Source organism: Ideonella lacteola (assembly GCF_038066555.1).
Taxonomy (GTDB): domain Bacteria; phylum Pseudomonadota; class Gammaproteobacteria; order Burkholderiales; family Burkholderiaceae_C; genus Ideonella; species Ideonella lacteola.
In genome coordinates, this window is the sequence record NZ_JBBUTG010000003.1 from 469851 (window position 1) to 492776 (window position 22926).

Genomic DNA, 22926 nt, shown 5'->3' on the forward strand with positions numbered 1-22926 from the left:
TCTGTGGAGGCTCATGGCCTCACGTGTGTGCCCAGGTAGCGCTTGCGCCAGAAAAAGGCGCCCAGGCCGATGCCGGTGGTCGCCATGATGCCGAGGGCGACCCAGAAGCCCGTCACCGCGTGCGTCAACGGGATCATGTCGAAGTTCATCCCGAAGATGCCGGTGATCAGGTTCAACGGCAGGAAGATGGCGGTGAGCACGGTCAGCGTGCGCATGATGTCGTTGGTGCGGTGGCTCAGGGCCGAGAAATGCATCTGCACCGCCGCCTCGGCCGATGATTCCAGCCGCCTCACATGGGCGAGCACCCGTTCGATGTGCTCGAGCACGTCACGCGAACGCACGCGAAGCAGCTCGCGCTCACGCTTGCCGTTCTCGTTGTTTTCGTTCGGCCACTCGTCCAGCGCGTCGATCCACTCCTGGATGGCGGCCCGCTGGTCTTCGCAGGTGTCTTCCAGCATGTGCAGCGTGTTGCGGCTGGACAGCAGGATCTGCCAATCGTGGAAGTGGCCCTTCGGGTTGAGCAGCTCGGATTGCAGGGTGGTCAGCTGCCGGGTCAGCAACCTTCGCAGGTCCAGATAGCTGTCCACCATGTGGTTGACCATGCGCAGCATCAGGTCGGCCGGGCTCGCGGGCAGACGGGCGGTGCCGCGCAGGTCGCCTTCCGTGGCCTGTTGGGCCAGCCGGTTGGCGAAGAACTCGCGCACCATGCAATCGGTCGGGTGCACGGTCAGCAGCACCCGGTCGAACACCACGAAGCCCACCGGGCTGGTGTCGATGGCTTCGAGCGCCCGTTGGGCCGAGGCCAGCGTGCCATGGCTGTCGTCCACGAACAGCGCTTTGCCGCTCGCGGTGGCGGCCAGGCGGCGGAAGACCAGCATGTCGTACCAGGACGTGTCTTCGAAATGCGAAGGCAGCTGGTTGTTGAGCAGGTCGCTCACATGAAGATCGACCAGCCCGCCGCTGCCCCAGCGCTGCAGGCCCGCCTGAATGGCCTCGCGCTGCACCTCGAACTCGCGGCGCCCGCTGCCGATCCAGAAGAAGCCGTGCGCCGGCAATTCGGCCGGCATGTCGGAGAGCTCTTTGAACTGCTCGCCCGTGATGTGAAAGATGCGCATCCGCGGCCTTGTACCTGCACCGGGGCCGATCAGGCCGATTGCTTCAGCAGACGGGCTGCGTCGAGGGCGAAATAGCTCAGCACACCATCGGCGCCCGCGCGCTTGAAGGCCAGCAGCGATTCCATCATCACGGCGTCGTGGTCCAGCCAGCCGTTGGCCGCCGCGGCCTTCACCATCGCGTACTCCCCGCTGACCTGGTAGGCGAAGGTCGGCATGCGGAACTCATCCTTCACCCGGCGCACGATGTCCAGGTAGGGCAGCCCGGGCTTCACCATGACCATGTCGGCGCCCTCGGCGATGTCCAACGCCACCTCGCGCAGGGCCTCATCGCTGTTGGCCGGGTCCATCTGGTAGGTCTTCTTGTCGCTTTTGCCCAGGTTCTTGGCCGAGCCCACCGCATCCCGGAAGGGGCCGTAGAACGCGCTCGCGTACTTGGCGCTGTAGGCCATGATGCGGGTGTGGATCTGTCCGTTGGCCTCCAGCGTCTGGCGGACGTGGCCGATGCGGCCGTCCATCATGTCGCTGGGGGCGACGATGTCGGCGCCCGCCTGCGCCTGCACCAGCGCCTGCTGCGACAGTACCGCCACCGTCTCGTCGTTGAGGATGTAGCCGCGCTCGTCGAGCAGGCCGTCCTGGCCATGGCTGGTGAACGGGTCCAGCGCCACGTCCGTCAGCAAGCCCAACTCCGGAAAACGCTGCTTCAGCGCCCGCAGCGCACGCGGCACCAAGCCATCGGGCCGGGTGGCTTCGCGGCCGTCGGGCGTCTTCAGGCCGGGGTCGATGACCGGGAACAGGGCCATCGCCGGAACGCCCAAAGACAGGCAGGCCTCGGCCTTCGCGAACAGGCGATCCACGCTCAGGCGCTCGACACCGGGCATGCTCGCGACGGACTCGCTGCGGTTTTCGCCATCGAGCATGAACACGGGGTAAATCAAGTCAGCAGCGGTGACAACGTTTTCCCGAACCATGGCTCGGCTGAAGGGGTCGCGGCGCATGCGACGCGGGCGGCTGGTGGGGAAAGCAGGCAGCATGAATAGGGGACAGCGAAGAAGGGTTGCGGGGGCGGCAAGGGTTGGCCGCGCAAAGTGCCAAATACCTCTGAAAACGCGGCAATCGCGGCCATAAATTGAGGTTGACGCCTATGGTACAGAGCCAGCAGGCGGTGTTAAAGTCGACCTTGAGCGATGCCCGTGAGGGCGTTTCTCCCTGCTTTTCCTCCCTGAGCAGGTGCCTTTACGTGATGACAGCGTCAAGGCTTTTCAGCCCCGGCTCTTGGCCGGGGCTCTTTCTTTGGGCGCTTGAATCGCCTTCCCGATTCAGTTGACGATGCGGTCCCGGTGGGCGCGTCGACCCTCCCTGCGGCCTGCTCGCTGGAGTGCCGGCGGCCCGTCAATGGGCGGGTTCATCGTCGGTGGGCGAACCGGCCCGCATAATCGTTTCATGACTGGTGCTTACCTCTGGGTCAAGGCCTTCCATATCGTCTTCGTGGCGAGCTGGTTTGCCGGCCTGTTTTACCTGCCGCGCTTTTTTGTGAATCTGGCCAGTGTGCCGCTCGACAGCCATGCCGAGCGCGAGCGCCTGCTGCTCATGGCTCGCCGGCTGTACCGTTTCACGACGATCCTGATGGTGCCTGCCCTGCTGCTGGGGCTTTGGCTGTGGCTGGGCTTTTCGGTGTGGCGGGGGCCGGGTCACGGTTGGCTGCACGCCAAGCTGGTGGTCGTGCTCGCGGCGGTGGGCTATCACCACGCCTGCCTGTCGATGCTGCGCAAGTTCGAACAACTGAAGAATCGCCGCAGTGAGCGGTGGTTCCGGGTGTTCAACGAGGTGTCGGTGCTGATGTTCGCGCTGATCGTCGTGCTGGTCGTGGTCAAGCCGTTCTGACGCGGGGGCGCGCAGCGGTGCAGCCTGCGGCGGGGGTGCGGCGCCATCACAGCTCGGCCTTGCCGCTGGCGTGGCTGGCGGTGGCGGTGGTGGTCTATGCCAGCCTGTATCCGTTCAGCGGGTGGCGCTGGCCGGGTGATCTGTCGGTGTGGGAGCTGTTCGAGCTGCCGTTGCCGCCGTGGCGCTACAAGTTTGACATCTGGGCCAACTACCTCGGCTACATCCCCATCGCCGGGCTCACCCATGCGGCCTGCGTGCGCGGTGGCGGGCGTTCCGGCCGCTGCTGGTTGTTCACGGTGGTCAGCATTTCGCTGTTGTCGTTTGCGATGGAGCTTGTCCAGCAGTTCCTGCCGCAGCGGTTTCCTTCGCGTCTGGACTGGGCTCTGAACACGGCCGGGGCGGTGGCGGGGGCGTCGCTTTCGGCCCTGGCGCTGTGGCTGGGGTGGCTCGATCGTTGGCAACAGGCGCGCGACCGTTGGTTCATCCGCCGCAGCGGCGGGGCGCTGGCGCTTCTGGCAGCGTGGCCGCTGGGCTTGCTCTTTCCGACGCCGATGCCGCTGGGCCTGGGGCCGAGCTGGGCACGTCTGCAAGACGGCCTCATGGAGGCGCTGGTGGACGTGCGGGGGGCCGAGGATCTGGTGGCCTGGCTGGCCGATTCGCCAGCGCCGGCGGGTCAGCTGTCGGCGCTGCCGGAGGCGCTGGGCATGGCGCTGGGCCTGCTGGCGCCTTGTCTGTTGGCCTTCGTGGTCACGCGGCCCGGCTGGCGGCGCATCGTGATGGCCCTCGGCGCCGCCGTGCTGGGACTGGCGACGACCACCCTGTCTGCGGCGCTGAATTTCGGGCCGGCCCATGCCTTGGCGTGGATGACGCCGGTGGTGCTGCCTGCCGGTGCCCTGGCGCTGCTGGTGTGCGCCGTGTTGACGCGTGCCCCGGCGGCATTGGCCGCGGTGCTGGGCGTGGCAGCCGTCTCCGCCGGCATGATGCTGGTGGCGCAGGCACCGTCCGACCCGTATTTCGCGCTGAGCCTGCAAGGCTGGGAGCAGGGGCGCTTCATCCACTTCCACGGGTTGGCGCAATGGGTGGGCTGGTTGTGGCCGGTGGCAGCCCTGTTGTGGCTGGCGATCCACCTGGGGTCGCGGCCGTCCCGCGACGATTGAAACCCCTCGGCGATGACGACGAGTCCGCGCCAGGGCGCCGCCCGCCAGAGGCCGACTTTTACAATCTGCCGATGAGCTACTACAAGCACCACGTCTTCTTCTGCCTCAATCAGCGCGAGAACGGCGAAGCCAGTTGCATGCAGCACGCCGCGCAGGATGGGTTTGCCCATTGCAAGGCGCGGGTGAAGAGCGAAGGTCTCGCCGGGCCCGGTGGTGTTCGCGTGAACAAGGCAGGCTGCCTCGACCGCTGCGCCGGGGGGCCGGTGGCTGTCGTCTACCCTGAGGGCGTTTGGTACACCTACGTCGATCAGCATGACATCGACGAGATCGTCGAGTCTCACCTGAAAAATGGCCGGCCGGTCGAGCGCCTGATGCTCGCGCCCGACGTGGGCCGCTGACCGGGGCCTGGGGCATGAATTCGAACACCGAGCGGCTTCGCATCGCCGGGCCGGCCGGCGCGCTGGAACTGGCCATCGATCTCCCGGCGCCTGAGGTGCCCGTGCGGGGTGTGGCAGTCATTTGCCATCCCCATCCGCAGCACGGCGGCACGATGGACAACAAGGTGGCCCAAATGCTGGCGCGCACCTTCATCCAGCTGGGCTACCGGGCGGTGCGTTTCAACTTCCGGGGCACCGGCGCTTCGGAGGGCAGTTGGGACGAAGGCCGCGGTGAGATAGACGATGCGTTGGCCGTGATCGCCGACCAGCGTGACCCGGCGCTGCCGCTGGCGCTGGCGGGTTTCTCGTTCGGGGCTTACGTCACGTCACAAGCGGCCCGGCGGCTGGCCGACACTGGGGTAGCGGCCGAGCGCCTGGTGCTGGTCGGGCCCGCCACGCGCAACTTCGAGGTGGCGCCGGTGCCCGCCGACACCATCGTCGTGCACGGCGAGGTGGACGATGTCGTGCCGTTGCAGGCCACGCTCGATTGGGCCCGGCCGCAGCACCTGCCGGTGATCGTGATGCCCGGCGTCGGTCACTTCTTCCATGGCCAGCTCACGCTGCTGAAATCCATCGTCGTGCGCGCCTGGCACCGCTGATCGGACACCACCGATCAGCCGCTGCGCAGACATTGAACCTCGCCGCCGTTGGCGAGTCCGTCTTTCACTCTTGTTCTCCTTTGCTTCGATGTCTCGTCTTCTCCGTTCCCTTTGCCTGGCCGCGGCCAGCCTCGGCCTCGCGCTGAACGCCCTGGCGCAGCCGCTGCAGCCACCTGAGATCGCCGCCCGCAGCTACCTGCTGATCGACATGACGGCCAACCAGGTGCTGGCCGAGCGCAATGCCGATGCGCCGGCCGAGCCCGCCTCGCTGACCAAGTTGATGACGGCCTACCTCACCTTCGTGGCCTTGCGTGACAAGAAGCTCACGCTGGATCAGCGCCTGCCGGTCTCTGAACGGGCCTGGGCCGAGCGCAAGGGCGGCGGCTCGCTGATGTTCATCGATCCGAAGATGACGCCCACCGTCGATGAGCTGCTGCGCGGCACCATCATCGTCTCGGGCAACGACTCGTCGGTGGCGCTGGCCGAAGGCGTGAGCGGCTCGGTCGACAACTTTGTTGCGATGATGAACCGCCAGGCGCAGGCCTGGGGGCTGAAGAACACCGCGTTCAAGAATGCGACCGGTCTCACCGAGGCGGGCCACATCAGCACGGCGCGGGATCTGGCGGTGATCGCGCAGCACATCATCCTCGACTTCCCCGACCGCTACCCGTACTACTCGGTCAAGGAATACACCTTCAACAACATCCGGCAGGACAACCGCAACCTGCTGCTGCGCCGCGACCCCACCGTCGATGGCATGAAGACTGGCTTCACCGATGCGGCGGGCTATTGCCTGGTGTCGTCGGCACTGCGCGAGTTTCCCAACGGCAAGCGCCGGCTGCTGTCGGTGGTGATGGGCACGGATTCGATGCAGGCGCGGGCCAACGAAAGCCAGAAGCTGCTGAACTGGGGCTACACGGCCTTTGACACGGTCAAGCTGTTCGACAACAGCAAGCCGATCACCACGGTGCCGGTGTGGAAAGGCCAGGTCAACGAGGCCAAACTCGTGGGCGAAGGCCCCGTCTTCGTCGCTGTGCCTCGGGGCGAAGGCGACAAACTGAAGACCTCGATCGAACGCACCGATCCGCTGGTGGCGCCATTGACCAAGGGCCAGCGCGTGGGCACGCTGAAGGTGACCACCGCCGCCGGGGCGCCGGTGGCGGCCCTGCCGCTGGTGGTGGCCGACGAAGTGCCGCAGGCCGGCATCTTCGGCCGCGCCTGGGATGCCATTCGGCTGTGGATCAAGTAATCTGCGGGGGCGCGAGGTCTCTCGCGCTTGTGTTTCCGCCTGGGGTTCCGTACCGGAGGTCCTGATGAGCGCGCTGCCCGACACCTTGTGTGATCTGAATGGTGAGCTGCTGCCGCTGTCGCAGGCCAAGGTCAGCGTGATGGACCGCGGCTTCATCTTTGGCGACGGCGTGTACGAGGCCATTCCCGTCTACGGCCGTCGCCTGTTCCGATTCGACGAGCACCTGGCGCGCCTGCATCGCAATCTGGACAAGCTGCGCTTTCCCGATTTGCCAGGGCTGGCCTCCCGAGACGACTGGCTGACCCGCCTGCGACGTGTGGTGGGCGGGCAGGCTGCCGACGACCAGATGCTTTACCTGCAGGTGACTCGCGGCGTGGCCATGCGTGACCATGTGCCGCCGGTCGACTTGGTACCGACGGTCTTCATCATGAGCAATCCGATGAAGCCGGTGCCCCCTGAGGTGAGGCACCAGGGCGTGGCGTGCGTCACGGCGCGAGATTTCCGGTGGGAACGCGGCGACATCAAGAGCACGTCGCTGCTGGGCAATGTGATGGCGCGGCAACTGGCGGCCGATCAGGGCGCTGCCGAAGCCATCCTGTTCCGCGATGGCCCTCAAGGTGGGCCGTGGCTGACCGAGGGCTCGTCCAGCAATGTCTGGATCGTGCACGAGGGGGCCCTTCTGGGGCCGCCGATGAACGAGCACGTGCTGGAAGGCATTCGGGTGGGCCTGCTGCGCGAGCTGTGTGAGGAAGAGGGCATCGCCTTCAACCTCCGGCCGATCAGCGAGGCCGACGTGCTGGCGGCTGACGAGGTCATCCTCAGCTCAGCGGGGCGTGAGGTGCTGCCCGTGACGCGGCTCGACGGGGATCCCGTGGGGCACGGCGCGTTGCGCGGCAAGCCTGGGCCGGTCTACGGCCGCTTGTACGAGGCCTACCAACGCGCCAAGCGTGAGCAATCCGTCTGAGTCGTCTGGGTGGGGCGTGTGGAGCACCCTTGCGTTCGTCGCCCGGGTCCCCATGTGCATGGCCTGACGTCCCTGCCGTCCCCATGTCCGGGGTGGCGATTCTCAATTTCTCTGCCCGGCCCTCACGAGCCGGTATCTCTGATGCCTGACATTCCGCCCGAGCAATCACTGATCGAGTACCCGAGCGCCTTTCCGATCAAGGTGATGGGTGCCCACGTCGAGGGGTTTGTCGAGGCCGTGGTCGCGGTCGCCGTGCAGTTCGACCCCGGCTTCGATGCGGGTACGGTGGAGACGCGGCCGAGCAAAGCGGGCAACTACCTCGGCGTGACGATCACGGTCACCGCCACCAGCCGCGAACAGCTGGACGAGCTGTATCGCACGCTGTCGACCCACCCGATGGTCAAAGTCGTGCTTTGATCGCCGGCCGGCGCCCGCCCGCCTGCGCGCGCGGCGGCTGCCGGCATTCATGGCGAAGACAGCCGAGCGTCGATGTCCTTCAGCTTCGCCGGGGCGGCCTCGTCGCCTTGCCGGGCGGCGGCGGCGTACCAGTAGCGGGCGAGCCGAAGGTCGGCGGAGACGCCGTCACCCTTTTCGTACATCGAGCCCAGGATGTACTGCGCACCCACGTCGCCCGCGTTCGCCGCGCGCCGGTACCACTCGGCGGCCTGCGGCGCGCTGGGGGCTGTGCCTCGGCCCATGAAGTAGGCGGTGCCCGCGGCGACCTGCGCATCCACGCTGCCGGATTCACCGGCGCGTTCGTACCAGGCGAGCGCTTGGGTCAAGTCTGGGGTGCCGAGTCGGCCGCTTTCATACAGCTCGCCCAGCGCCAGTTGTGCCGTCACAAAGCCCTGCGAGGCCGCCTTCATCAGCAGTTCGCAGGCACGCGCGACGCTGGCGTCGGGCAACTCGCCGCGCAGGTGCATCACCGCCAAGTTGTGCGCGGCCGCCGGATCGCCCGCATTGACCAGCGCCACGAAGTGCATCTGGGCGGCGGCCCACTCACCGCGTTCGTACAGCGCGACGGCATGCGTCAGCGCCGCATGCCGCTCGGCGGGGGTCAACTCCTCCGCCGACAGCGGCGGGCAGGCGAAGCAGGCTGCAGCCAGCAGCGCGATCGACAGTTTGCTCATGGTGTCCTTTCCCGGGATGGGCCCTTGGTCTGGCACGGCATTCACCTTACGCTGAACCCGAGGCCCCGCTCTGAGCGGGGCCATGCGGGCGGTGATCGACAATTCGGGGCATGTCCGAGATCGCCCAGTCCCCGCTGCAGTGCAAGTCACTGGGTCGGCGGCCGTACCAGGAAACTTACGACGCGATGCGTCGATTCACCGCCGAGCGGGGGGCCGACACCCCCGATGAGCTGTGGATCGTCGAGCACCCGGCGGTCTTCACCCAGGGCATTGCCGGCAAGCCCGAACACCTGCTATCGACGGGCGACATCCCGGTCGTGCCCACCAACCGCGGTGGGCAGGTCACCTTCCATGGGCCGGGCCAGGTGGTGGCCTATCCGCTGGTCGATCTGAAGCGGCTGGGCATCTACATCAAGGAATATGTATTCCGGCTGGAGACCTCGCTGATCCAGACGCTGGACCTGTGGGGCGTGATCGGCTTTCGGGTGCCGGGGGCGCCGGGCGTGTATGTCAACTTGAACGATCCGCTGCACACCGGGTTGCCCACCGGCCCGCGGCGCGACATGTTCGAGGGGCTGGGCAAGATTGCCGCGCTCGGCGTCAAAGTGAGCAACCACTGTACCTACCACGGCGCTTCGCTGAATGTCGACATGGATCTGGAGCCCTTTCGTCGCATCAATCCGTGCGGCTACCCAGGGCTGCAAACGGTCGACCTCGCTACACTGGGCATCCGTGCAAACCCTGAAGTTGTCGCGGGCCAGTGGGCCGAGCGGCTCTCTGTGCACCTGAGCCGCTGATTTTGAGCCGCTGAACCGGACCCTTCCATGGCCACGCAGAACACCACCCACGAAGCCAAGTCTGGCGCCGACTACGACGCCACCGCCAAGCAGAAGGCCCAGGCCAAGACCGCCCGCATCCCGATCAAGGTGGTGCCGGCGGGCGAGGTGCTGAAGAAGCCGGAGTGGATCCGCGTGCGCGCCGGTTCGCCCACGACGCGCTTCTACGAGATCAAGCAGATTCTTCGTGAGCACAAGCTGCACACCGTGTGCGAAGAGGCGTCGTGCCCGAACATCGGTGAATGCTTCGGCCACGGCACGGCCACCTTCATGATCATGGGTGACAAGTGCACTCGCCGTTGCCCCTTCTGCGACGTGGGCCATGGCCGCCCGGACCCGCTCGATGCCGACGAGCCGGCCAACCTGGCCAAGACGATCGCGGCGCTGAAACTGAAGTACGTGGTGATCACCAGCGTCGACCGGGATGATCTGCGCGACGGCGGCGCCGGGCACTTCGTCGACTGCATCCGGCAAGTGCGGGAGCAATCGCCCGCCACGCGCATCGAGATCCTCACGCCTGACTTCCGCGGTCGCATGGACCGGGCGCTGGACATCCTGAAGGCGGCGCCGCCGGATGTGATGAACCACAACCTGGAGACGGTGCCCCGCCTGTACAAGGAAGCTCGGCCGGGCTCGGACTACCAGTTCAGCCTGAACCTGCTCAAGCGCTTCAAGGAAGCGGTGCCGGATGTCCCGACCAAGAGCGGTCTGATGGTGGGCCTGGGTGAGACCGACGAGGAGATCCTCGATGTCATGCGCGACCTTCGCGCCCACGGTGTCGACATGCTCACGATCGGCCAGTACCTGGCGCCGTCGGGCCACCATCTGCCGGTGCGCCGCTACGTGCATCCCGATACGTTCAAGATGTTCGAGACCGAGGCGCAGAAGATGGGCTTCAGCCACGCCGCCGTGGGCGCGATGGTGCGCTCGAGCTACCACGCCGACAAACAGGCGGCGGAAGCCGGCGTGGCCGGCGCGGCTTGATCAGGCCTCTTTCAGCAGGTCTTCGATCAGACCGTGCAGCGCCGCGAAGTCAGGCGCGCCGACATACCGTTTGACGATGCCGCCCTTTTTGTCGATCAAGAAGGTGGTGGGCGTCAGGCGTACTTCACCGAAGGCCTGAGCGACGGCGCCGGTGTTGTCGATGGCCACCCCGAAAGGCAGCTTGCGTGATTCGGCGAAGCTGGCCACATAGGCGGGTGGGTCGTAGCTCATCGCCACCGCGAGCGTATCGAAGCCGCGCGATTTAAATTTCTCGTGCGTCGAGATGATCTGCGGCATCTCGGCGACACAGGTGGTGCAACTGGTGGCCCAGAAGTTCACCAGCATCACTTTGCCCTGCTGTCCCTTGAGCTGCGCCTGCCGACCATCGAGCAAGGTGTAGCTCACGTCGGGTGCGCTTTGGCGCGAGGAGCAACCCGCCAGTCCCCAAGAGGCGAGCGGGACGGTTGCTACGAGCCCCAGAGACCGGGCAAGATGGCGGCGTCGGTCAATGTCCATGAAAGTCAATCAATGAAGCGAAGGCAGTTTACGACGGTGGCCGCGGCCCTGCTGGCGGCCGGTGCGGGGCTCAGTCCGGCAGCACGGGCTGCGTTGGGCGATCTGCTCAGCGAAGGCGATGCCTCGCTGGGCGTGAAGACGGCGCTGGAGCGCGGCGCCACCTCCGCAGTCAGCCTGCTGGGTCGAACCGACGGGTTCCTGAAGAATCCGAAGGTCATGATTCCGCTGCCGGGCTTTTTGAAAGATGCGGCTCAGATCTTGAAGTTCACGGGCCAGCAAAAAAAGGTCGATGAGCTCATCACGGCGATGAACCGGGCCGCCGAAGCGGCGGTTCCACAGGCGCAGGCCTTGCTGTTGGACGCGGTGAAGTCGTTGACCGTGGCGGATGCGGTCAAGATCGTCCGCGGCGGCGACACGTCCGTCACCGACTACTTCTCCCAGAAGACCCGCGAGCCGTTGGGCGAGCGCTTCTTGCCCATCGTCACGGAAGCCACCGAGAAGGTGTCGTTGGCGGAGAAGTACAACGCGGTCGCGGGCAAAGCCAGCGGGCTGGGATTGGTGAAAAAAGAAGACGCCAACGTCCAGACCTATGTCACCCGCAAGGCGCTGGATGGTCTCTACTGGATGATCGGCGAAGAAGAAAAGAAGATCCGCAAGGACCCGATCGGCACCGGCAGCGACATCCTCAGCAAGGTGTTCGGCGGAGGCTGACGGCCGGGGGGGGCTGGGGGCAGCCGGGCTCGCAGGCCCTGGAATGCGCGCCTCAACATGAAAACGGCGGGCACCGAGCCCGCCGTTTGTGGTTGCCAGACGTGCTGTGCGCCTACATGGAGCGCGACAGCTCGAAGATCAGCGCAGAAGGCAGCGAGGCCAGCACCGCATCCCGGCCCAGGGTGGCATGCTGGCGTTGGCCTTCCGTCGACAAGGCAAAGCTGTTGCCTTCCTGGGCGATCTCGATGAAGACGAAGTGCGGCATCTCGGCTTCGATACTGGCCCGGAGCTTGTCGAAACGCATGCCGGCCAACGCCGATTCGAAGATCAAGGCCTGGGGCAGGGCATCGCGGCAGAACTCCTCCGCCTCATCCACCGAGCTGACAAAGTCGACCACCAAGCCCATGTGGCGAGTGGCCTCACGGATGTCGGTGCGCAAATCGCGCCGGCCGGCCAACACCAGCACTTGGGCGCCAGCCAACGGTTTGGAGTTGTCCGACACACCGAAGCCCTGATCGATCTCGATCGCGGTGACGCCTTCGAGCTGCTCGCTCACCGTCTGCGGAAATTCGATCGTCAACGCGGTCACGCCTTCCGGACCGTCGGTGCGGTCGAGGCCCAGCTTCAGCGCCCACGCGATCTGCTGGACGAGGCGCCAGCTCATCGTGTCCAGCTGGTCGATGGGGGTGTCGACGTCGCTGCGCACGACATCGCCGTCGACCTCGGCGGCGGGGCGGTGGCTGAAGTGGCAGCTCAGCCGGGCGTGGGGTGGCCAGGGCCGCATGTCGATGCGGAACTCCAGCGTGTCGACGGCGTGCTCGAGGGTCCAGTCGACCAGCGCCTGCAGCAGGGCGTGCAACAGCGTGGCATCGACGATGACATCGATCGGGCGCATCGACTGCCGCAGCTCGATGCCGCGAGCGCCGATCTCGCGTCCACGCTGCATCAGCACGTCGCGCGTCATCTGGGTGAGGCTGAGCGTTTCGGGCGATTGGCGGATCCGGCCGGAAGCAAAACGGGCCAACTGCTGGCCCATGATGCCGATGCGGCGGGCCAGTTCGATCTCGTCGCGCAGGGCCTTCAAGCCGGCCCGGTCGATCTTGCCGGTGGTCGCCAGCGCGGTCACGCGCTCCAGCGCACTGGACAGCGACAGACCGATTTCACTGCCGATCTGGGCAATGAGCGCGCGGTAGTGTTCTTCCTGGCCTTCGGGCGGCCAGGTGCCATTCGCGGCTCGCATGTGGTTGGGAAGTTTGTCTGGCGCGTTCATGGCAAGGGTGGTGTTCGCCGATCAAGGGCCCCTCGCTCCGGCCTGTGGTCTGCCGAGGCATTCTTTGCAACGAAGGCCCCGATCTCGTGTACCGGGCGTGATTTCTTGCCGGCAATGGTGACCGTTTGTGACAGTTCAGTCCATCCCATATCTGACGGGGGGCGAGCGGCGCGGCAGGCGTTCTTCGTGAATTTCTTCGCGATTGCGCGGGTCAGGATAATGCAGCCGATGAAAAAACATGTCCCGCTGGTCGTTACACACGGGTTGCTCGTTGCGTGGCGGGTTGGCGCCGCTGCGGTGGCCGGCGGGCTGTCGGCCTGCGCTCCCGCGTTGGACTGGCGAGAGGTTTCGATCGACGGTCCAGGGTTGTCGGCGGCGTTTCCTTGCCGGCCGGTCAGTCAGACTCGCGATGTGCCGCTCGGCGGTCGCGCCACCAAGATGACGCTCAGCGCCTGCGAAGCGGCGGGGGTGACATTTGCGGTGAGCATCGCGGATGTGCAGGACCCCTCACGAGTGCCTGCAGCCCTGGTCGAACTGCGCGCAGGTTCGTTGGGCAAGGTGACAACCGGGCCGGCCATGCCGCGGCAACTGGCCTCGTGGAGCGTCGCCGGAGCCACGCCGCAACCTCAGGCCGGCCGCTGGCGGGCCGACGGTACCCGGCCGGACGGTCAGTCGCTGTCGATGGATACGGCCGTGTTTTCCAGGGGCACCTGGGTGATCCAGGCCTCGGCGATCGGCGATCGGCTGGACGAATCTGGCCAGGCGCCCTTTTTCGACGGCTTGCGTTTTGCGCCCTGAGCGCCGCAATCGGCGCGTCATCCCCAATAATCGGGCATGGCCGCCCTGTTGATCGTTGCGCACGCTCCGTTGGCGACTGCCTTGCAGGCGGTCGCTCGGCATGTGTTCGCCGACCGAAGCGAAACCGTGTCGGTGGTCGATGTGTGGCCAGAGTGGTCAGCCGATACCGCCGAGGAGGAAATCCGCGCGGCGGTGGGGCGAGCCGGTTCCGCCGATGCACGCGGCGAGGTACTGATCTTGGCCGATGTGTTTGGCGCCACGCCTTGCAATGCGGCACAGCGTGTGGCCGACGGCACGGCCGTGAGGCTGGTCGCGGGCTTGAATGTGCCGATGCTGTGGCGCGCCCTGGCATACGCCCAGCAGCCGATCGAAACGCTGATCGAGCGGGCGCTGGTGGGCGGGAGTCAGGGCGTCATGCCGGCTTCACCACAGCGGCCGCAGGATCAGTCGCTAAACTCTCCGACGAATGATCCGACGCACCGTCACCATCAGCAATAAGTTGGGCTTGCATGCCCGCGCCTCGGCCAAGTTGACCAAACTGGCCGGCAGCTTCCAATGCGAGGTCTTCATGAGCCGCAACGGCCGGCGCGTGAATGCGAAGAGCATCATGGGCGTCATGATGCTGGCCGCAGGGCTGGGCAGTCAGGTCGAAGTGGAGACCGATGGCTCAGACGAGCAGCCGGCGATGGACGCGATTGTCGGTTTGATCGACGACAAGTTCGGCGAAGGGCAGTGATGCCGCTTCGCCGGCGCGCCAGTTCGGGCGCGAGGTGGCGTCAGGCGCCGAGAAAGTGCCGGCGGTAGCGCGCCGGAAGATCGGACAGCCGCAGGAGCAGCGGCAGATCTGCCGTGTTGAAGTCTGGATCCCACGCGGGAGCACCCAGCACCTTGGCGCCGCAGCGCAGGTAGCCTTTGACGAGCGCGGGTGGTTCGACGTCCAGCGTCTGGTCCAGATCGTCAACGGGCAGCGGCAGCCTTGGGCGCACTTGGTGCTCCAGACTGGCGAGATGGCTCGCCTGCAGTTTGTGCCACAGGCTGGCGGCCGTGTGGCCGCCGTCACGCATGCCGATACTGGCGCAGCCGACCACACTGTCCAGGCGGTTGGCACTCATGAACGCAGCCAGGGCGCCCCAGAGCGCCAGGATGACGCCGCCCGAGCGGTGCTCCGGGTGGACGCAGGAGCGTCCCAGCTCGGCCATGCTGTCGCGAAGCGGCCGCAGGCGAGTCAAATCGAACTCCGTCTCACTGTAGTAGCCACCGGCGCGACGTGCCGCCGTCGGCGTCAGAACCCGATAGGTGCCGATGACCTGTGCGGGGGCCTCGTCCGTAGCGAGGGTGCGAACGAGCAGGTGCTCGCAGAAATCGTCGAACAGGTCGACATCGTGCCCGGCGGGTGCGCTGGGCGGCGGAGTGAGGCGAGCCCCCATTTCGCCCACGAAGACGTCGTGGCGCAGCCGCTGTGCCGAGCGCACCTCATCGGCGTGGCGCGCCCAGAGCACTTCGAACTCCGGTTCACGTGCGGCTTGCGGCTCTGGCGCTGCCACCGGAGGTGTGGCGTGCCATCCTGTGGGAGTTGGAGAGGGCTCGTGGCGCGACGGGGTGTCATTTAAGCCGCGGCGCTCTGGCACGGCTGGCGCACGTGGTTGACGGCGAAAGCCCAGGTTCAAGAGGCTCACCAACGGCATGGTGGGATTCGGCAGTTCCTTCATGACAGCGTCTTTCGTCGTGATGGCGCTGATCGTCGGGGCCACGCGTGACCCGTGCGTGACCGCTCGGTGACGTCGACGTGACACCTGGGGTTTCGGCGGCCAACGACTGGGTCACCGACTGCTACAGTGAAGCCATGAGCATCCAGGTCTTCGGTCTGCCCGTGTCGCGCGGCGTCGCGATCGGCCGGGCGGTGCTGGTCGCCTCCAGCCGGGTCGACGTCGCGCACTACTTCATCGACAACGACCAGATTGAGGCCGAGGTGACCCGCCTGCGCGATGCGCGCAACGAGGTGGCGGCGGAACTGGTTGCGCTAAAAAGCGAAGTGCCCGAGGAGGCTCACGCCGAGTTGGTCGCTTTGCTGGATGTGCATCTGATGCTGCTGCACGACGAAATGCTGGCCGATGCCACCAAGCAGTGGATCGTCGAGAGGCACTACAACGCCGAATGGGCGATGTCGGCGCAGTTGGAGGTGATCGCTCGGCAGTTTGACGAAATGGAGGACGAGTACCTCCGCGAGCGCAAGGCCGACTTGGAGCAAGTGGTCGAACGACTGCTGAAGGCGCTGGCCCGGCAAACCACAGGCAACAGCCACACCAACGGCGCCAACGCCCGCGACTTTGCCGGTGAAGATCCCCTGATTCTGGTGGCCAGCGATATCGCGCCCGCGGACATGCTGCAGTTCAAGCGCAGCGTTTTCACAGGCTTCGTGACGGATGTGGGCGGCCGCACCTCACATACGGCGATCGTGGCCCGAAGCATGGACATCCCCGCGGTGGTCGGGGCGCGGGAGGCCAGCCGCATCGTTCGACAGGATGACTGGGTCATCATCGACGGTGATGCCGGTGTGGTGATCGTGAATCCGTCGCCCATCGTGCTGGAGGAATACCGCTTTCGTCAGCGGCAGATCGAGCTGGAGCGCGCCAAGCTCAATCGACTCCGCCACACCCCATCTGTCACCCTCGACGGGCAAGTCATCGACCTGTTGGCCAATATCGAGATGCCCTCGGATGCGGCCGCTGCCATCGAGGCCGGCGCCGTGGGCGTCGGCCTGTTCCGCAGCGAGTTCTTGTTCATGAACCGCAACGGGCAGTTGCCCAACGAGGAAGAGCAGTTCCAGGCGTATCGAGCGGTGGTCCAGGCCATGGACGGCCTGCCAGTGACGATTCGCACGGTGGACGTGGGCGCGGACAAGCCTCTTGATCGAATGTCCTCCCACGAGCTTCGTCACGAACACTCGTTGAATCCGGCGCTTGGCCTGAGGGCGATTCGCTGGAGTCTGGCAGAGCCAGAGATGTTCGGCCAGCAGCTGCGGGCAATTCTGCGCGCCAGCGCCTACGGCAAAGTACGCATCCTGGTGCCCATGGTCGCGCACATGAGTGAGGTGTCGCAGATCATGAGCGCCGTCGAACGGGCCAAGGAGCGGCTGCGAGCCGACGCGGTCCCCTTCACCGAGGTGGAGGTGGGGGCGATGATCGAAATTCCGGCGGCAGCGCTGATGATGCCGTCACTGATGCGGTACTTCGATTTCGTGTCGATCGGTACCAACGATTTGATCCAGTACACCCTGGCGATCGACCGGGCAGACGAAGCTGTCGCGCACTTGTACGACCCATGGCACCCTGCAGTCCTGCAGTTGGTGGAGCGAACCATCGCCTGCGCCAACGACGCGGGCAAGGCCGTGAGCGTATGCGGTGAGATGGCGGGGGATCCTGCGTTCACCGAACTGCTCTTGGGTATGGGGCTGCGAAGCTTTTCGATGCACCCTGCGCAGGTGGCTGCCATCAAGCAACGGGTGTTGCGCGCGGATGTCCGCGCGCTGCGGGCCCAGATTGCATCGGTCCTCGCGAGCGACTCTCCTCAGGAGACTTGCGTCGCACTGCTGAAGTCCAAGCCGCACTGACCCGGGTTCAGGTCGAGCCAACGTCAGATCGGTTCGATGGTGGCCCCATCGGCACCGCTAATTGATTGCCGAAAGAGAAAGACGCGCAGCGCTTGCGCGCTTCGAGTTTTCACTGCTATAGTAGCAGGCTTCGCTGATCGCGCTGCGGTCAGTGACTTTCGAGTAGCTGCCCGAGGCAGCAGCCAGAAAGTCGGGCGGCCAAACAAGGCGGCGCGAAGAGCGCAAAAGGTTGAGCGTTTGACAGGGTTTTAAAAACAAGTCATAATCCACCTTCTTTGCTGATCACTGATCGCAACGAGTTGAAAGCAAATCGCTGTCAACGTGTTCTTTAAAAACTAACAGCCGATAAGCGTGGGTGTTTGAAGGCGAGTGCTTGCTTGAGAGATCAAGCGAGTCGCAAGACTTTAAATGCTCATGGAAGTGAAGTTCACTTCAATTCTTTGAGCGAATTCAAGATCGAACTGAAGAGTTTGATCCTGGCTCAGATTGAACGCTGGCGGCATGCCTTACACATGCAAGTCGAACGGTAACGCGGGGCAACCTGGCGACGAGTGGCGAACGGGTGAGTAATGCATCGGAACGTGCCCAGTAGTGGGGGATAGCCCGGCGAAAGCCGGATTAATACCGCATACGACCTACGGGTGAAAGGGGGGGATCGCAAGACCTCTCGCTATTGGAGCGGCCGATGTCAGATTAGGTAGTTGGTGGGGTAAAGGCCTACCAAGCCGACGATCTGTAGCTGGTCTGAGAGGACGACCAGCCACACTGGGACTGAGACACGGCCCAGACTCCTACGGGAGGCAGCAGTGGGGAATTTTGGACAATGGGCGCAAGCCTGATCCAGCCATGCCGCGTGCGGGAAGAAGGCCTTCGGGTTGTAAACCGCTTTTGTCAGGGAAGAAATCTTCTGAGTTAATACCTCGGGTGGATGACGGTACCTGAAGAATAAGCACCGGCTAACTACGTGCCAGCAGCCGCGGTAATACGTAGGGTGCAAGCGTTAATCGGAATTACTGGGCGTAAAGCGTGCGCAGGCGGTTTTGTAAGACAGAGGTGAAATCCCCGGGCTCAACCTGGGAACTGCCTTTGTGACTGCAAAGCTTGAGTGCGGCAGAGGGGGATGGAATTCCGCGTGTAGCAGTGAAATGCGTAGATATGCGGAGGAACACCGATGGCGAAGGCAATCCCCTGGGCCTGCACTGACGCTCATGCACGAAAGCGTGGGGAGCAAACAGGATTAGATACCCTGGTAGTCCACGCCCTAAACGATGTCAACTGGTTGTTGGGAAGGTTCCTTCTCAGTAACGTAGCTAACGCGTGAAGTTGACCGCCTGGGGAGTACGGCCGCAAGGTTGAAACTCAAAGGAATTGACGGGGACCCGCACAAGCGGTGGATGATGTGGTTTAATTCGATGCAACGCGAAAAACCTTACCTACCCTTGACATGGCAGGAATCTCGCAGAGATGTGAGAGTGCTCGAAAGAGAACCTGCGCACAGGTGCTGCATGGCCGTCGTCAGCTCGTGTCGTGAGATGTTGGGTTAAGTCCCGCAACGAGCGCAACCCTTGTCATTAGTTGCTACGAAAGGGCACTCTAATGAGACTGCCGGTGACAAACCGGAGGAAGGTGGGGATGACGTCAGGTCCTCATGGCCCTTATGGGTAGGGCTACACACGTCATACAATGGCCGGTACAGAGGGCTGCCAACCCGCGAGGGGGAGCCAATCCCAGAAAACCGGTCGTAGTCCGGATCGTAGTCTGCAACTCGACTGCGTGAAGTCGGAATCGCTAGTAATCGCGGATCAGCTTGCCGCGGTGAATACGTTCCCGGGTCTTGTACACACCGCCCGTCACACCATGGGAGCGGGTTCTGCCAGAAGTAGTTAGCCTAACCGCAAGGAGGGCGATTACCACGGCAGGGTTCGTGACTGGGGTGAAGTCGTAACAAGGTAGCCGTATCGGAAGGTGCGGCTGGATCACCTCCTTTCTGGAAATACCAAAACGCGACTTTGATGCTGCTTGCAGCGCAAAGCGTAGTTGAGGTCACAGAAGCACTCAAATTCTTGCACCCACACTTATCGGCTGTGAACACAACAGTGAGTGAAGAGCGTGAGCCTGGTGAGCGTCAAGATGGCCTTGGTTGTTGTCTAGCAAGCCGGCTGACGTGATAAGACACCGGGCTCGCGTTCATTCAAGAATGCGTGGGTCTGTAGCTCAGTCGGTTAGAGCACCGTCTTGATAAGGCGGGGGTCGTTGGTTCGAATCCAACCAGACCCACCACACGAATGATCTCGTGGGGGATTAGCTCAGCTGGGAGAGCACCTGCTTTGCAAGCAGGGGGTCGTCGGTTCGATCCCGTCATCCTCCACCACTCATCTGCTGTCGAAAGCAAACCCAAGCGTCTGTGAGGCGCTTGGGTTTGCTGACGAAAGTTGGCTGTTGTTCTTTAACAATTCAAAGAGTCGAATCAGCGCTGCTGATGGAAAGTTGATCGGGGGTAAAGGCCCGCTCAGCACCGTGCCATCAGCGGCATATGATTGCGTCACCAGACTTCAACTTGAAAATCAAGTTTGAAGAACGGCATAACGCGAATACTCACAAACTGATTGCCCTAGCGTGGGTAATCGGTCCAGTCCTTGATCTGACGTCTTCAGCGACGTCAAAGTTATAGGGTCAAGTGACTAAGTGCATGTGGTGGATGCCTTGGCGATTACAGGCGACGAAGGACGTGATAGCCTGCGATAAGCTTCGGGGAGCTGGCAAATAAGCTTTGATCCGGAGATTTCCGAATGGGGAAACCCACCCTTTTAGGGTATCGCATGATGAATACATAGTCATGCGAGGCGAACCGGGTGAACTGAAACATCTCAGTAGCTCGAGGAAAAGACATCAACCGAGATTCCGAAAGTAGTGGCGAGCGAAATTGGAACAGCCTGCACGTTTTAGCAGTTGGTTTATCAGAACGGAATGGAAAGTCCGGCCATAGCGGGTGATAGCCCCGTATGAAAAAAGCCGATTGTGGAACTAGGCGTGCGACAAGTAGGGCGGGACACGTGTAATCCTGTCTGAATATGGGGGGACCATCCTCCAAGGCTAAATACTCGTAATCGACCGATAGTGAACTAGTACCGTGAGGGAAAGGCGAAAAGAACCCCGGGAGGGGAGTGAAATAGATCCTGAAACCGCATGCATACAAAAAGTCGGAGCCCGTAAGGGTGACGGCGTACCTTTTGTATAATGGGTCAGCGACTTACATTCAGTGGCAAGCTTAACCGAATAGGGAAGGCGAAGGGAAACCGAGTCCGAATAGGGCGTTCAAGTCGCTGGGTGTAGACCCGAAACCAGGTGATCTATCCATGGCCAGGATGAAGGTGCGGTAACACGCACTGGAGGTCCGAACCGACTAGTGTTGCAAAACTAGCGGATGAGCTGTGGATAGGGGTGAAAGGCTAAACAAACCTGGAGATAGCTGGTTCTCTCCGAAAACTATTTAGGTAGTGCCTCAAGTATTACCATCGGGGGTAGAGCACTGTTATGGCTAGGGGGTCATGGCGACTTACCAAACCATTGCAAACTCCGAATACCGATGAGTACAGCTTGGGAGACAGAGCACCGGGTGCTAACGTCCGGACTCAAGAGGGAAACAACCCAGACCGCCAGCTAAGGTCCCCAAAATTGGCTAAGTGGGAAACGAAGTGGGAAGGCTAAAACAGTCAGGATGTTGGCTTAGAAGCAGCCACCATTTAAAGAAAGCGTAATAGCTCACTGATCGAGTCGTCCTGCGCGGAAGATGTAACGGGGCTAAGCCAGTTACCGAAGCTGCGGATTTGCTAGCAATAGCAAGTGGTAGGAGAGCGTTCTGTACGCCTGTGAAGGTGGATCGTGAGGTCTGCTGGAGGTATCAGAAGTGCGAATGCTGACATGAGTAGCGTTAAAGGGGGTGAAAAGCCCCCTCGCCGTAAGCGCAAGGTTTCCTACGCAACGTTCATCGGCGTAGGGTGAGTCGGCCCCTAAGGCGAGGCAGAGATGCGTAGCTGATGGGAAACAGGTCAATATTCCTGTACCGATCTATAGTGCGATGTGGGGACGGAGAAGGTTAGCTCAGCCGGGTGTTGGATGTCCCGGTTCAAGCCTGTAGTCGTGCTCGGTAGGCAAATCCGCCGAGCTTAGATGAGGGGTAATAACGAGGAGGCTTGCCTCCGAAGTGAGTGATACCCTGCTTCCAGGAAAAGCCACTAAGCTTCAGCTATAGACGACCGTACCGCAAACCGACACTGGTGCGCGTGATGAGTATTCTCAGGCGCTTGAGAGAACTCTGGAGAAGGAACTCGGCAAATTGACACCGTAACTTCGGAAGAAGGTGTGCCCCTAGTAGGTGAAGTTGTACAAACGGAGCCCAATGGGGTCGCAGAGAATCGGTGGCTGCGACTGTTTATTAAAAACACAGCACTCTGCAAAGACGAAAGTCGACGTATAGGGTGTGACGCCTGCCCGGTGCTGGAAGATTAAATGATGGGGTGCAAGCTCTTGATTGAAGTCCCAGTAAACGGCGGCCGTAACTATAACGGTCCTAAGGTAGCGAAATTCCTTGTCGGGTAAGTTCCGACCTGCACGAATGGCGTAACGATGGCCACACTGTCTCCTCCAGAGACTCAGCGAAGTTGAAATGTTTGTGATGATGCAATCTCCCCGCGGAAAGACGGAAAGACCCCATGAACCTTTACTGTAGCTTTACATTGGACTTTGAACAGATCTGTGTAGGATAGGTGGGAGGCTTTGAAGCAGTGCCGCTAGGTGCCGTGGAGCCAACGTTGAAATACCACCCTGGTGTGTTTGAGGTTCTAACCTTGTCCCGTTATCCGGGATGGGGACAGTGTATGGTGGGCAGTTTGACTGGGGCGGTCTCCTCCCAAAGCGTAACGGAGGAGTTCGAAGGTACGCTAGCCACGGTCGGAAATCGTGGTGATAGTGCATTGGCATAAGCGTGCTTGACTGCGAGACTGACAAGTCGAGCAGGTACGAAAGTAGGACAAAGTGATCCGGTGGTTCTGTATGGAAGGGCCATCGCTCAACGGATAAAAGGTACTCTGGGGATAACAGGCTGATACCGCCCAAGAGTTCATATCGACGGCGGTGTTTGGCACCTCGATGTCGGCTCATCTCCTCCTGGGGCTGTAGCCGGTCCCAAGGGTATGGCTGTTCGCCATTTAAAGAGGTACGTGAGCTGGGTTTAAAACGTCGTGAGACAGTTTGGTCCCTATCTTCCGTGGGCGCTGCACGATTGAGAGAGCCTGCTCCTAGTACGAGAGGACCGGAGTGGACGCACCTCTGGTGTATCGGTTGTCACGCCAGTGGCATTGCCGAGTAGCTAAGTGCGGAAGAGATAACCGCTGAAAGCATCTAAGCGGGAAACTCGTCTCAAGATGAGTCTTGCCGGGGCCTTGAGCCCCCTGAAGAGTCGTTCGAGACCAGGACGTTGATAGGCTGGGTGTGGAAGCGCAGTAATGCGTTAAGCTAACCAGTACTAATTGCTCGTGAGGCTTGACCCTATAACTTTGATGTACAATAAACGTCAAAGTAGACTGGGTGAGAATTTATAGTTGTGCCAAATCTGGCCGACGCAATCATCTGATTCGACTCTATTGAATTGGCCCAGCAGCCTCCTCGCT

General features: G+C 62.9%; 20 protein-coding genes, 2 tRNA genes and 2 rRNA genes. 18 read left to right on the forward strand and 6 right to left on the reverse strand.

What is annotated here, in order from left to right; all coding sequences use genetic code 11:
* Positions 1-11: 11 nt before the first annotated feature.
* Both AACH06_RS07820 and hemB read right to left on the reverse strand, forming a co-directional pair.
* Positions 12-1115, reverse strand: a complete 1104-nt coding sequence (locus AACH06_RS07820; RefSeq protein WP_341425089.1) for a magnesium transporter CorA family protein — start codon at positions 1113-1115, stop codon at positions 12-14.
* Positions 1116-1144: 29 nt separating this feature from the next.
* Positions 1145-2146: a porphobilinogen synthase gene (gene hemB, locus AACH06_RS07825; protein ID WP_341425090.1), complete on the reverse strand. Its 1002-nt coding sequence runs from the start codon at positions 2144-2146 to the stop codon at positions 1145-1147.
* Between the two features lie 409 nt (positions 2147-2555).
* Here hemB and AACH06_RS07830 point away from each other — a divergent pair, with 409 nt between their 5' ends.
* The 7 genes from AACH06_RS07830 to AACH06_RS07860 all read left to right on the forward strand — a co-directional run bounded on the left by AACH06_RS07830 (position 2556) and on the right by AACH06_RS07860 (position 7819).
* Complete coding sequence (locus AACH06_RS07830; RefSeq protein WP_341425091.1) at positions 2556-2996, forward strand: CopD family protein; 441 nt, start codon at positions 2556-2558, stop codon at positions 2994-2996.
* A 17-nt stretch (positions 2997-3013) separates the two neighbouring features.
* Positions 3014-4153, forward strand: a complete 1140-nt coding sequence (locus tag AACH06_RS07835) for a VanZ family protein (protein ID WP_341425092.1) — start codon at positions 3014-3016, stop codon at positions 4151-4153.
* A gap of 71 nt (positions 4154-4224) precedes the next feature.
* Positions 4225-4551 (forward strand): (2Fe-2S) ferredoxin domain-containing protein, encoded by a 327-nt coding sequence (locus tag AACH06_RS07840; protein ID WP_341425093.1) that lies wholly within the window; start codon positions 4225-4227, stop codon positions 4549-4551.
* Positions 4552-4565: 14 nt separating this feature from the next.
* Positions 4566-5189, forward strand: a complete 624-nt coding sequence (locus AACH06_RS07845) for an alpha/beta hydrolase (RefSeq protein WP_341425094.1) — start codon at positions 4566-4568, stop codon at positions 5187-5189.
* A gap of 88 nt (positions 5190-5277) precedes the next feature.
* Complete coding sequence (locus tag AACH06_RS07850; protein ID WP_341425095.1) at positions 5278-6438, forward strand: D-alanyl-D-alanine carboxypeptidase family protein; 1161 nt, start codon at positions 5278-5280, stop codon at positions 6436-6438.
* A 64-nt stretch (positions 6439-6502) separates the two neighbouring features.
* Positions 6503-7402 (forward strand): D-amino acid aminotransferase, encoded by a 900-nt coding sequence (locus AACH06_RS07855; RefSeq protein WP_341425096.1) that lies wholly within the window; start codon positions 6503-6505, stop codon positions 7400-7402.
* 141 nt (positions 7403-7543) lie between these two features.
* Positions 7544-7819, forward strand: a complete 276-nt coding sequence (locus AACH06_RS07860) for a DUF493 family protein (RefSeq protein WP_341425097.1) — start codon at positions 7544-7546, stop codon at positions 7817-7819.
* A 47-nt stretch (positions 7820-7866) separates the two neighbouring features.
* Here AACH06_RS07860 and AACH06_RS07865 read toward each other — a convergent pair whose 3' ends face one another.
* Positions 7867-8532 carry a tetratricopeptide repeat protein gene (locus tag AACH06_RS07865; RefSeq protein ID WP_341425098.1) on the reverse strand — a complete coding sequence of 222 codons (666 nt, stop codon included), beginning with the start codon at positions 8530-8532 and terminating at the stop codon, positions 7867-7869.
* A 110-nt stretch (positions 8533-8642) separates the two neighbouring features.
* Between AACH06_RS07865 and lipB the strand changes: the two genes are divergently transcribed.
* Both lipB and lipA read left to right on the forward strand, forming a co-directional pair.
* Positions 8643-9329, forward strand: coding sequence for a lipoyl(octanoyl) transferase LipB (gene lipB / locus AACH06_RS07870; RefSeq protein ID WP_341425099.1), 687 nt, complete (start codon positions 8643-8645; stop codon positions 9327-9329).
* Positions 9330-9356: 27 nt separating this feature from the next.
* A complete protein-coding gene (gene lipA / locus AACH06_RS07875; RefSeq protein ID WP_341425100.1) occupies positions 9357-10352 on the forward strand; it encodes a lipoyl synthase in 996 nt (331 codons plus the stop codon).
* Here lipA and AACH06_RS07880 read toward each other — a convergent pair whose 3' ends face one another.
* Positions 10353-10868, reverse strand: a complete 516-nt coding sequence (locus AACH06_RS07880) for a peroxiredoxin family protein (protein ID WP_341425101.1) — start codon at positions 10866-10868, stop codon at positions 10353-10355.
* 12 nt (positions 10869-10880) lie between these two features.
* Between AACH06_RS07880 and AACH06_RS07885 the strand changes: the two genes are divergently transcribed.
* Positions 10881-11579 carry a DUF4197 domain-containing protein gene (locus AACH06_RS07885; RefSeq protein ID WP_341425102.1) on the forward strand — a complete coding sequence of 233 codons (699 nt, stop codon included), beginning with the start codon at positions 10881-10883 and terminating at the stop codon, positions 11577-11579.
* Between the two features lie 112 nt (positions 11580-11691).
* Here AACH06_RS07885 and AACH06_RS07890 read toward each other — a convergent pair whose 3' ends face one another.
* Positions 11692-12849 carry a hypothetical protein gene (locus AACH06_RS07890; RefSeq protein WP_341425103.1) on the reverse strand — a complete coding sequence of 386 codons (1158 nt, stop codon included), beginning with the start codon at positions 12847-12849 and terminating at the stop codon, positions 11692-11694.
* A gap of 186 nt (positions 12850-13035) precedes the next feature.
* Between AACH06_RS07890 and AACH06_RS07895 the strand changes: the two genes are divergently transcribed.
* Genes AACH06_RS07895 through AACH06_RS07905 form a run of 3 tightly spaced genes read left to right on the forward strand, consistent with a single transcriptional unit; the run spans position 13036 to position 14383 of the window.
* Positions 13036-13647 (forward strand): hypothetical protein, encoded by a 612-nt coding sequence (locus AACH06_RS07895; protein WP_341425104.1) that lies wholly within the window; start codon positions 13036-13038, stop codon positions 13645-13647.
* Positions 13648-13683: 36 nt separating this feature from the next.
* Complete coding sequence (locus AACH06_RS07900) at positions 13684-14145, forward strand: PTS sugar transporter subunit IIA (protein WP_341425105.1); 462 nt, start codon at positions 13684-13686, stop codon at positions 14143-14145.
* Complete coding sequence (locus tag AACH06_RS07905) at positions 14114-14383, forward strand: HPr family phosphocarrier protein (protein ID WP_341425106.1); 270 nt, start codon at positions 14114-14116, stop codon at positions 14381-14383. The genes AACH06_RS07900 and AACH06_RS07905 overlap by 32 nt, the downstream gene beginning before the upstream one ends.
* Before the next feature lie 40 nt (positions 14384-14423).
* Here the strand turns inward: AACH06_RS07905 and AACH06_RS07910 are convergent, their stop codons facing one another.
* Positions 14424-15356, reverse strand: coding sequence for a GNAT family N-acetyltransferase (locus AACH06_RS07910; protein ID WP_341425107.1), 933 nt, complete (start codon positions 15354-15356; stop codon positions 14424-14426).
* 134 nt (positions 15357-15490) lie between these two features.
* Here AACH06_RS07910 and ptsP point away from each other — a divergent pair, with 134 nt between their 5' ends.
* From ptsP to AACH06_RS07935, 5 genes are all read left to right on the forward strand, one after another.
* Positions 15491-17257, forward strand: a complete 1767-nt coding sequence (gene ptsP / locus AACH06_RS07915) for a phosphoenolpyruvate--protein phosphotransferase (RefSeq protein ID WP_341425108.1) — start codon at positions 15491-15493, stop codon at positions 17255-17257.
* Positions 17258-17715: 458 nt separating this feature from the next.
* A 16S ribosomal RNA gene (locus tag AACH06_RS07920) occupies positions 17716-19244 on the forward strand.
* 216 nt (positions 19245-19460) lie between these two features.
* Positions 19461-19537: transfer RNA gene (locus AACH06_RS07925), tRNA-Ile, on the forward strand.
* A 15-nt stretch (positions 19538-19552) separates the two neighbouring features.
* Positions 19553-19628, forward strand: a tRNA-Ala gene (locus AACH06_RS07930).
* Positions 19629-19928: 300 nt separating this feature from the next.
* Positions 19929-22806, forward strand: a 23S ribosomal RNA gene (locus AACH06_RS07935).
* The 16S and 23S rRNA genes sit together here with 2 tRNA genes alongside, the layout of an rRNA operon.
* Positions 22807-22926: the final 120 nt, after the last annotated feature.

Excerpts from the sequence above, each read along its gene's own strand:
- AACH06_RS07820 (WP_341425089.1), bottom strand. The coding sequence starts at position 1,115 with ATGCGCATCTTTCACATCACGGGCGAGCAGTTCAAAGAGCTCTCCGAC.
- hemB (WP_341425090.1), bottom strand. The coding sequence starts at position 2,146 with ATGCTGCCTGCTTTCCCCACCAGCCGCCCGCGTCGCATGCGCCGCGAC.
- AACH06_RS07830 (WP_341425091.1), top strand. The coding sequence starts at position 2,556 with ATGACTGGTGCTTACCTCTGGGTCAAGGCCTTCCATATCGTCTTCGTG.
- AACH06_RS07840 (WP_341425093.1), top strand. The coding sequence starts at position 4,225 with ATGAGCTACTACAAGCACCACGTCTTCTTCTGCCTCAATCAGCGCGAG.
- AACH06_RS07845 (WP_341425094.1), top strand. The coding sequence starts at position 4,566 with ATGAATTCGAACACCGAGCGGCTTCGCATCGCCGGGCCGGCCGGCGCG.
- AACH06_RS07850 (WP_341425095.1), top strand. The coding sequence starts at position 5,278 with ATGTCTCGTCTTCTCCGTTCCCTTTGCCTGGCCGCGGCCAGCCTCGGC.
- AACH06_RS07855 (WP_341425096.1), top strand. The coding sequence starts at position 6,503 with ATGAGCGCGCTGCCCGACACCTTGTGTGATCTGAATGGTGAGCTGCTG.
- AACH06_RS07860 (WP_341425097.1), top strand. The coding sequence starts at position 7,544 with ATGCCTGACATTCCGCCCGAGCAATCACTGATCGAGTACCCGAGCGCC.
- AACH06_RS07865 (WP_341425098.1), bottom strand. The coding sequence starts at position 8,532 with ATGAGCAAACTGTCGATCGCGCTGCTGGCTGCAGCCTGCTTCGCCTGC.
- lipB (WP_341425099.1), top strand. The coding sequence starts at position 8,643 with ATGTCCGAGATCGCCCAGTCCCCGCTGCAGTGCAAGTCACTGGGTCGG.
- lipA (WP_341425100.1), top strand. The coding sequence starts at position 9,357 with ATGGCCACGCAGAACACCACCCACGAAGCCAAGTCTGGCGCCGACTAC.
- AACH06_RS07880 (WP_341425101.1), bottom strand. The coding sequence starts at position 10,868 with ATGGACATTGACCGACGCCGCCATCTTGCCCGGTCTCTGGGGCTCGTA.
- AACH06_RS07885 (WP_341425102.1), top strand. The coding sequence starts at position 10,881 with ATGAAGCGAAGGCAGTTTACGACGGTGGCCGCGGCCCTGCTGGCGGCC.
- AACH06_RS07890 (WP_341425103.1), bottom strand. The coding sequence starts at position 12,849 with ATGAACGCGCCAGACAAACTTCCCAACCACATGCGAGCCGCGAATGGC.
- AACH06_RS07900 (WP_341425105.1), top strand. The coding sequence starts at position 13,684 with ATGGCCGCCCTGTTGATCGTTGCGCACGCTCCGTTGGCGACTGCCTTG.
- AACH06_RS07905 (WP_341425106.1), top strand. The coding sequence starts at position 14,114 with ATGATCCGACGCACCGTCACCATCAGCAATAAGTTGGGCTTGCATGCC.
- AACH06_RS07910 (WP_341425107.1), bottom strand. The coding sequence starts at position 15,356 with ATGAAGGAACTGCCGAATCCCACCATGCCGTTGGTGAGCCTCTTGAAC.
- ptsP (WP_341425108.1), top strand. The coding sequence starts at position 15,491 with ATGAGCATCCAGGTCTTCGGTCTGCCCGTGTCGCGCGGCGTCGCGATC.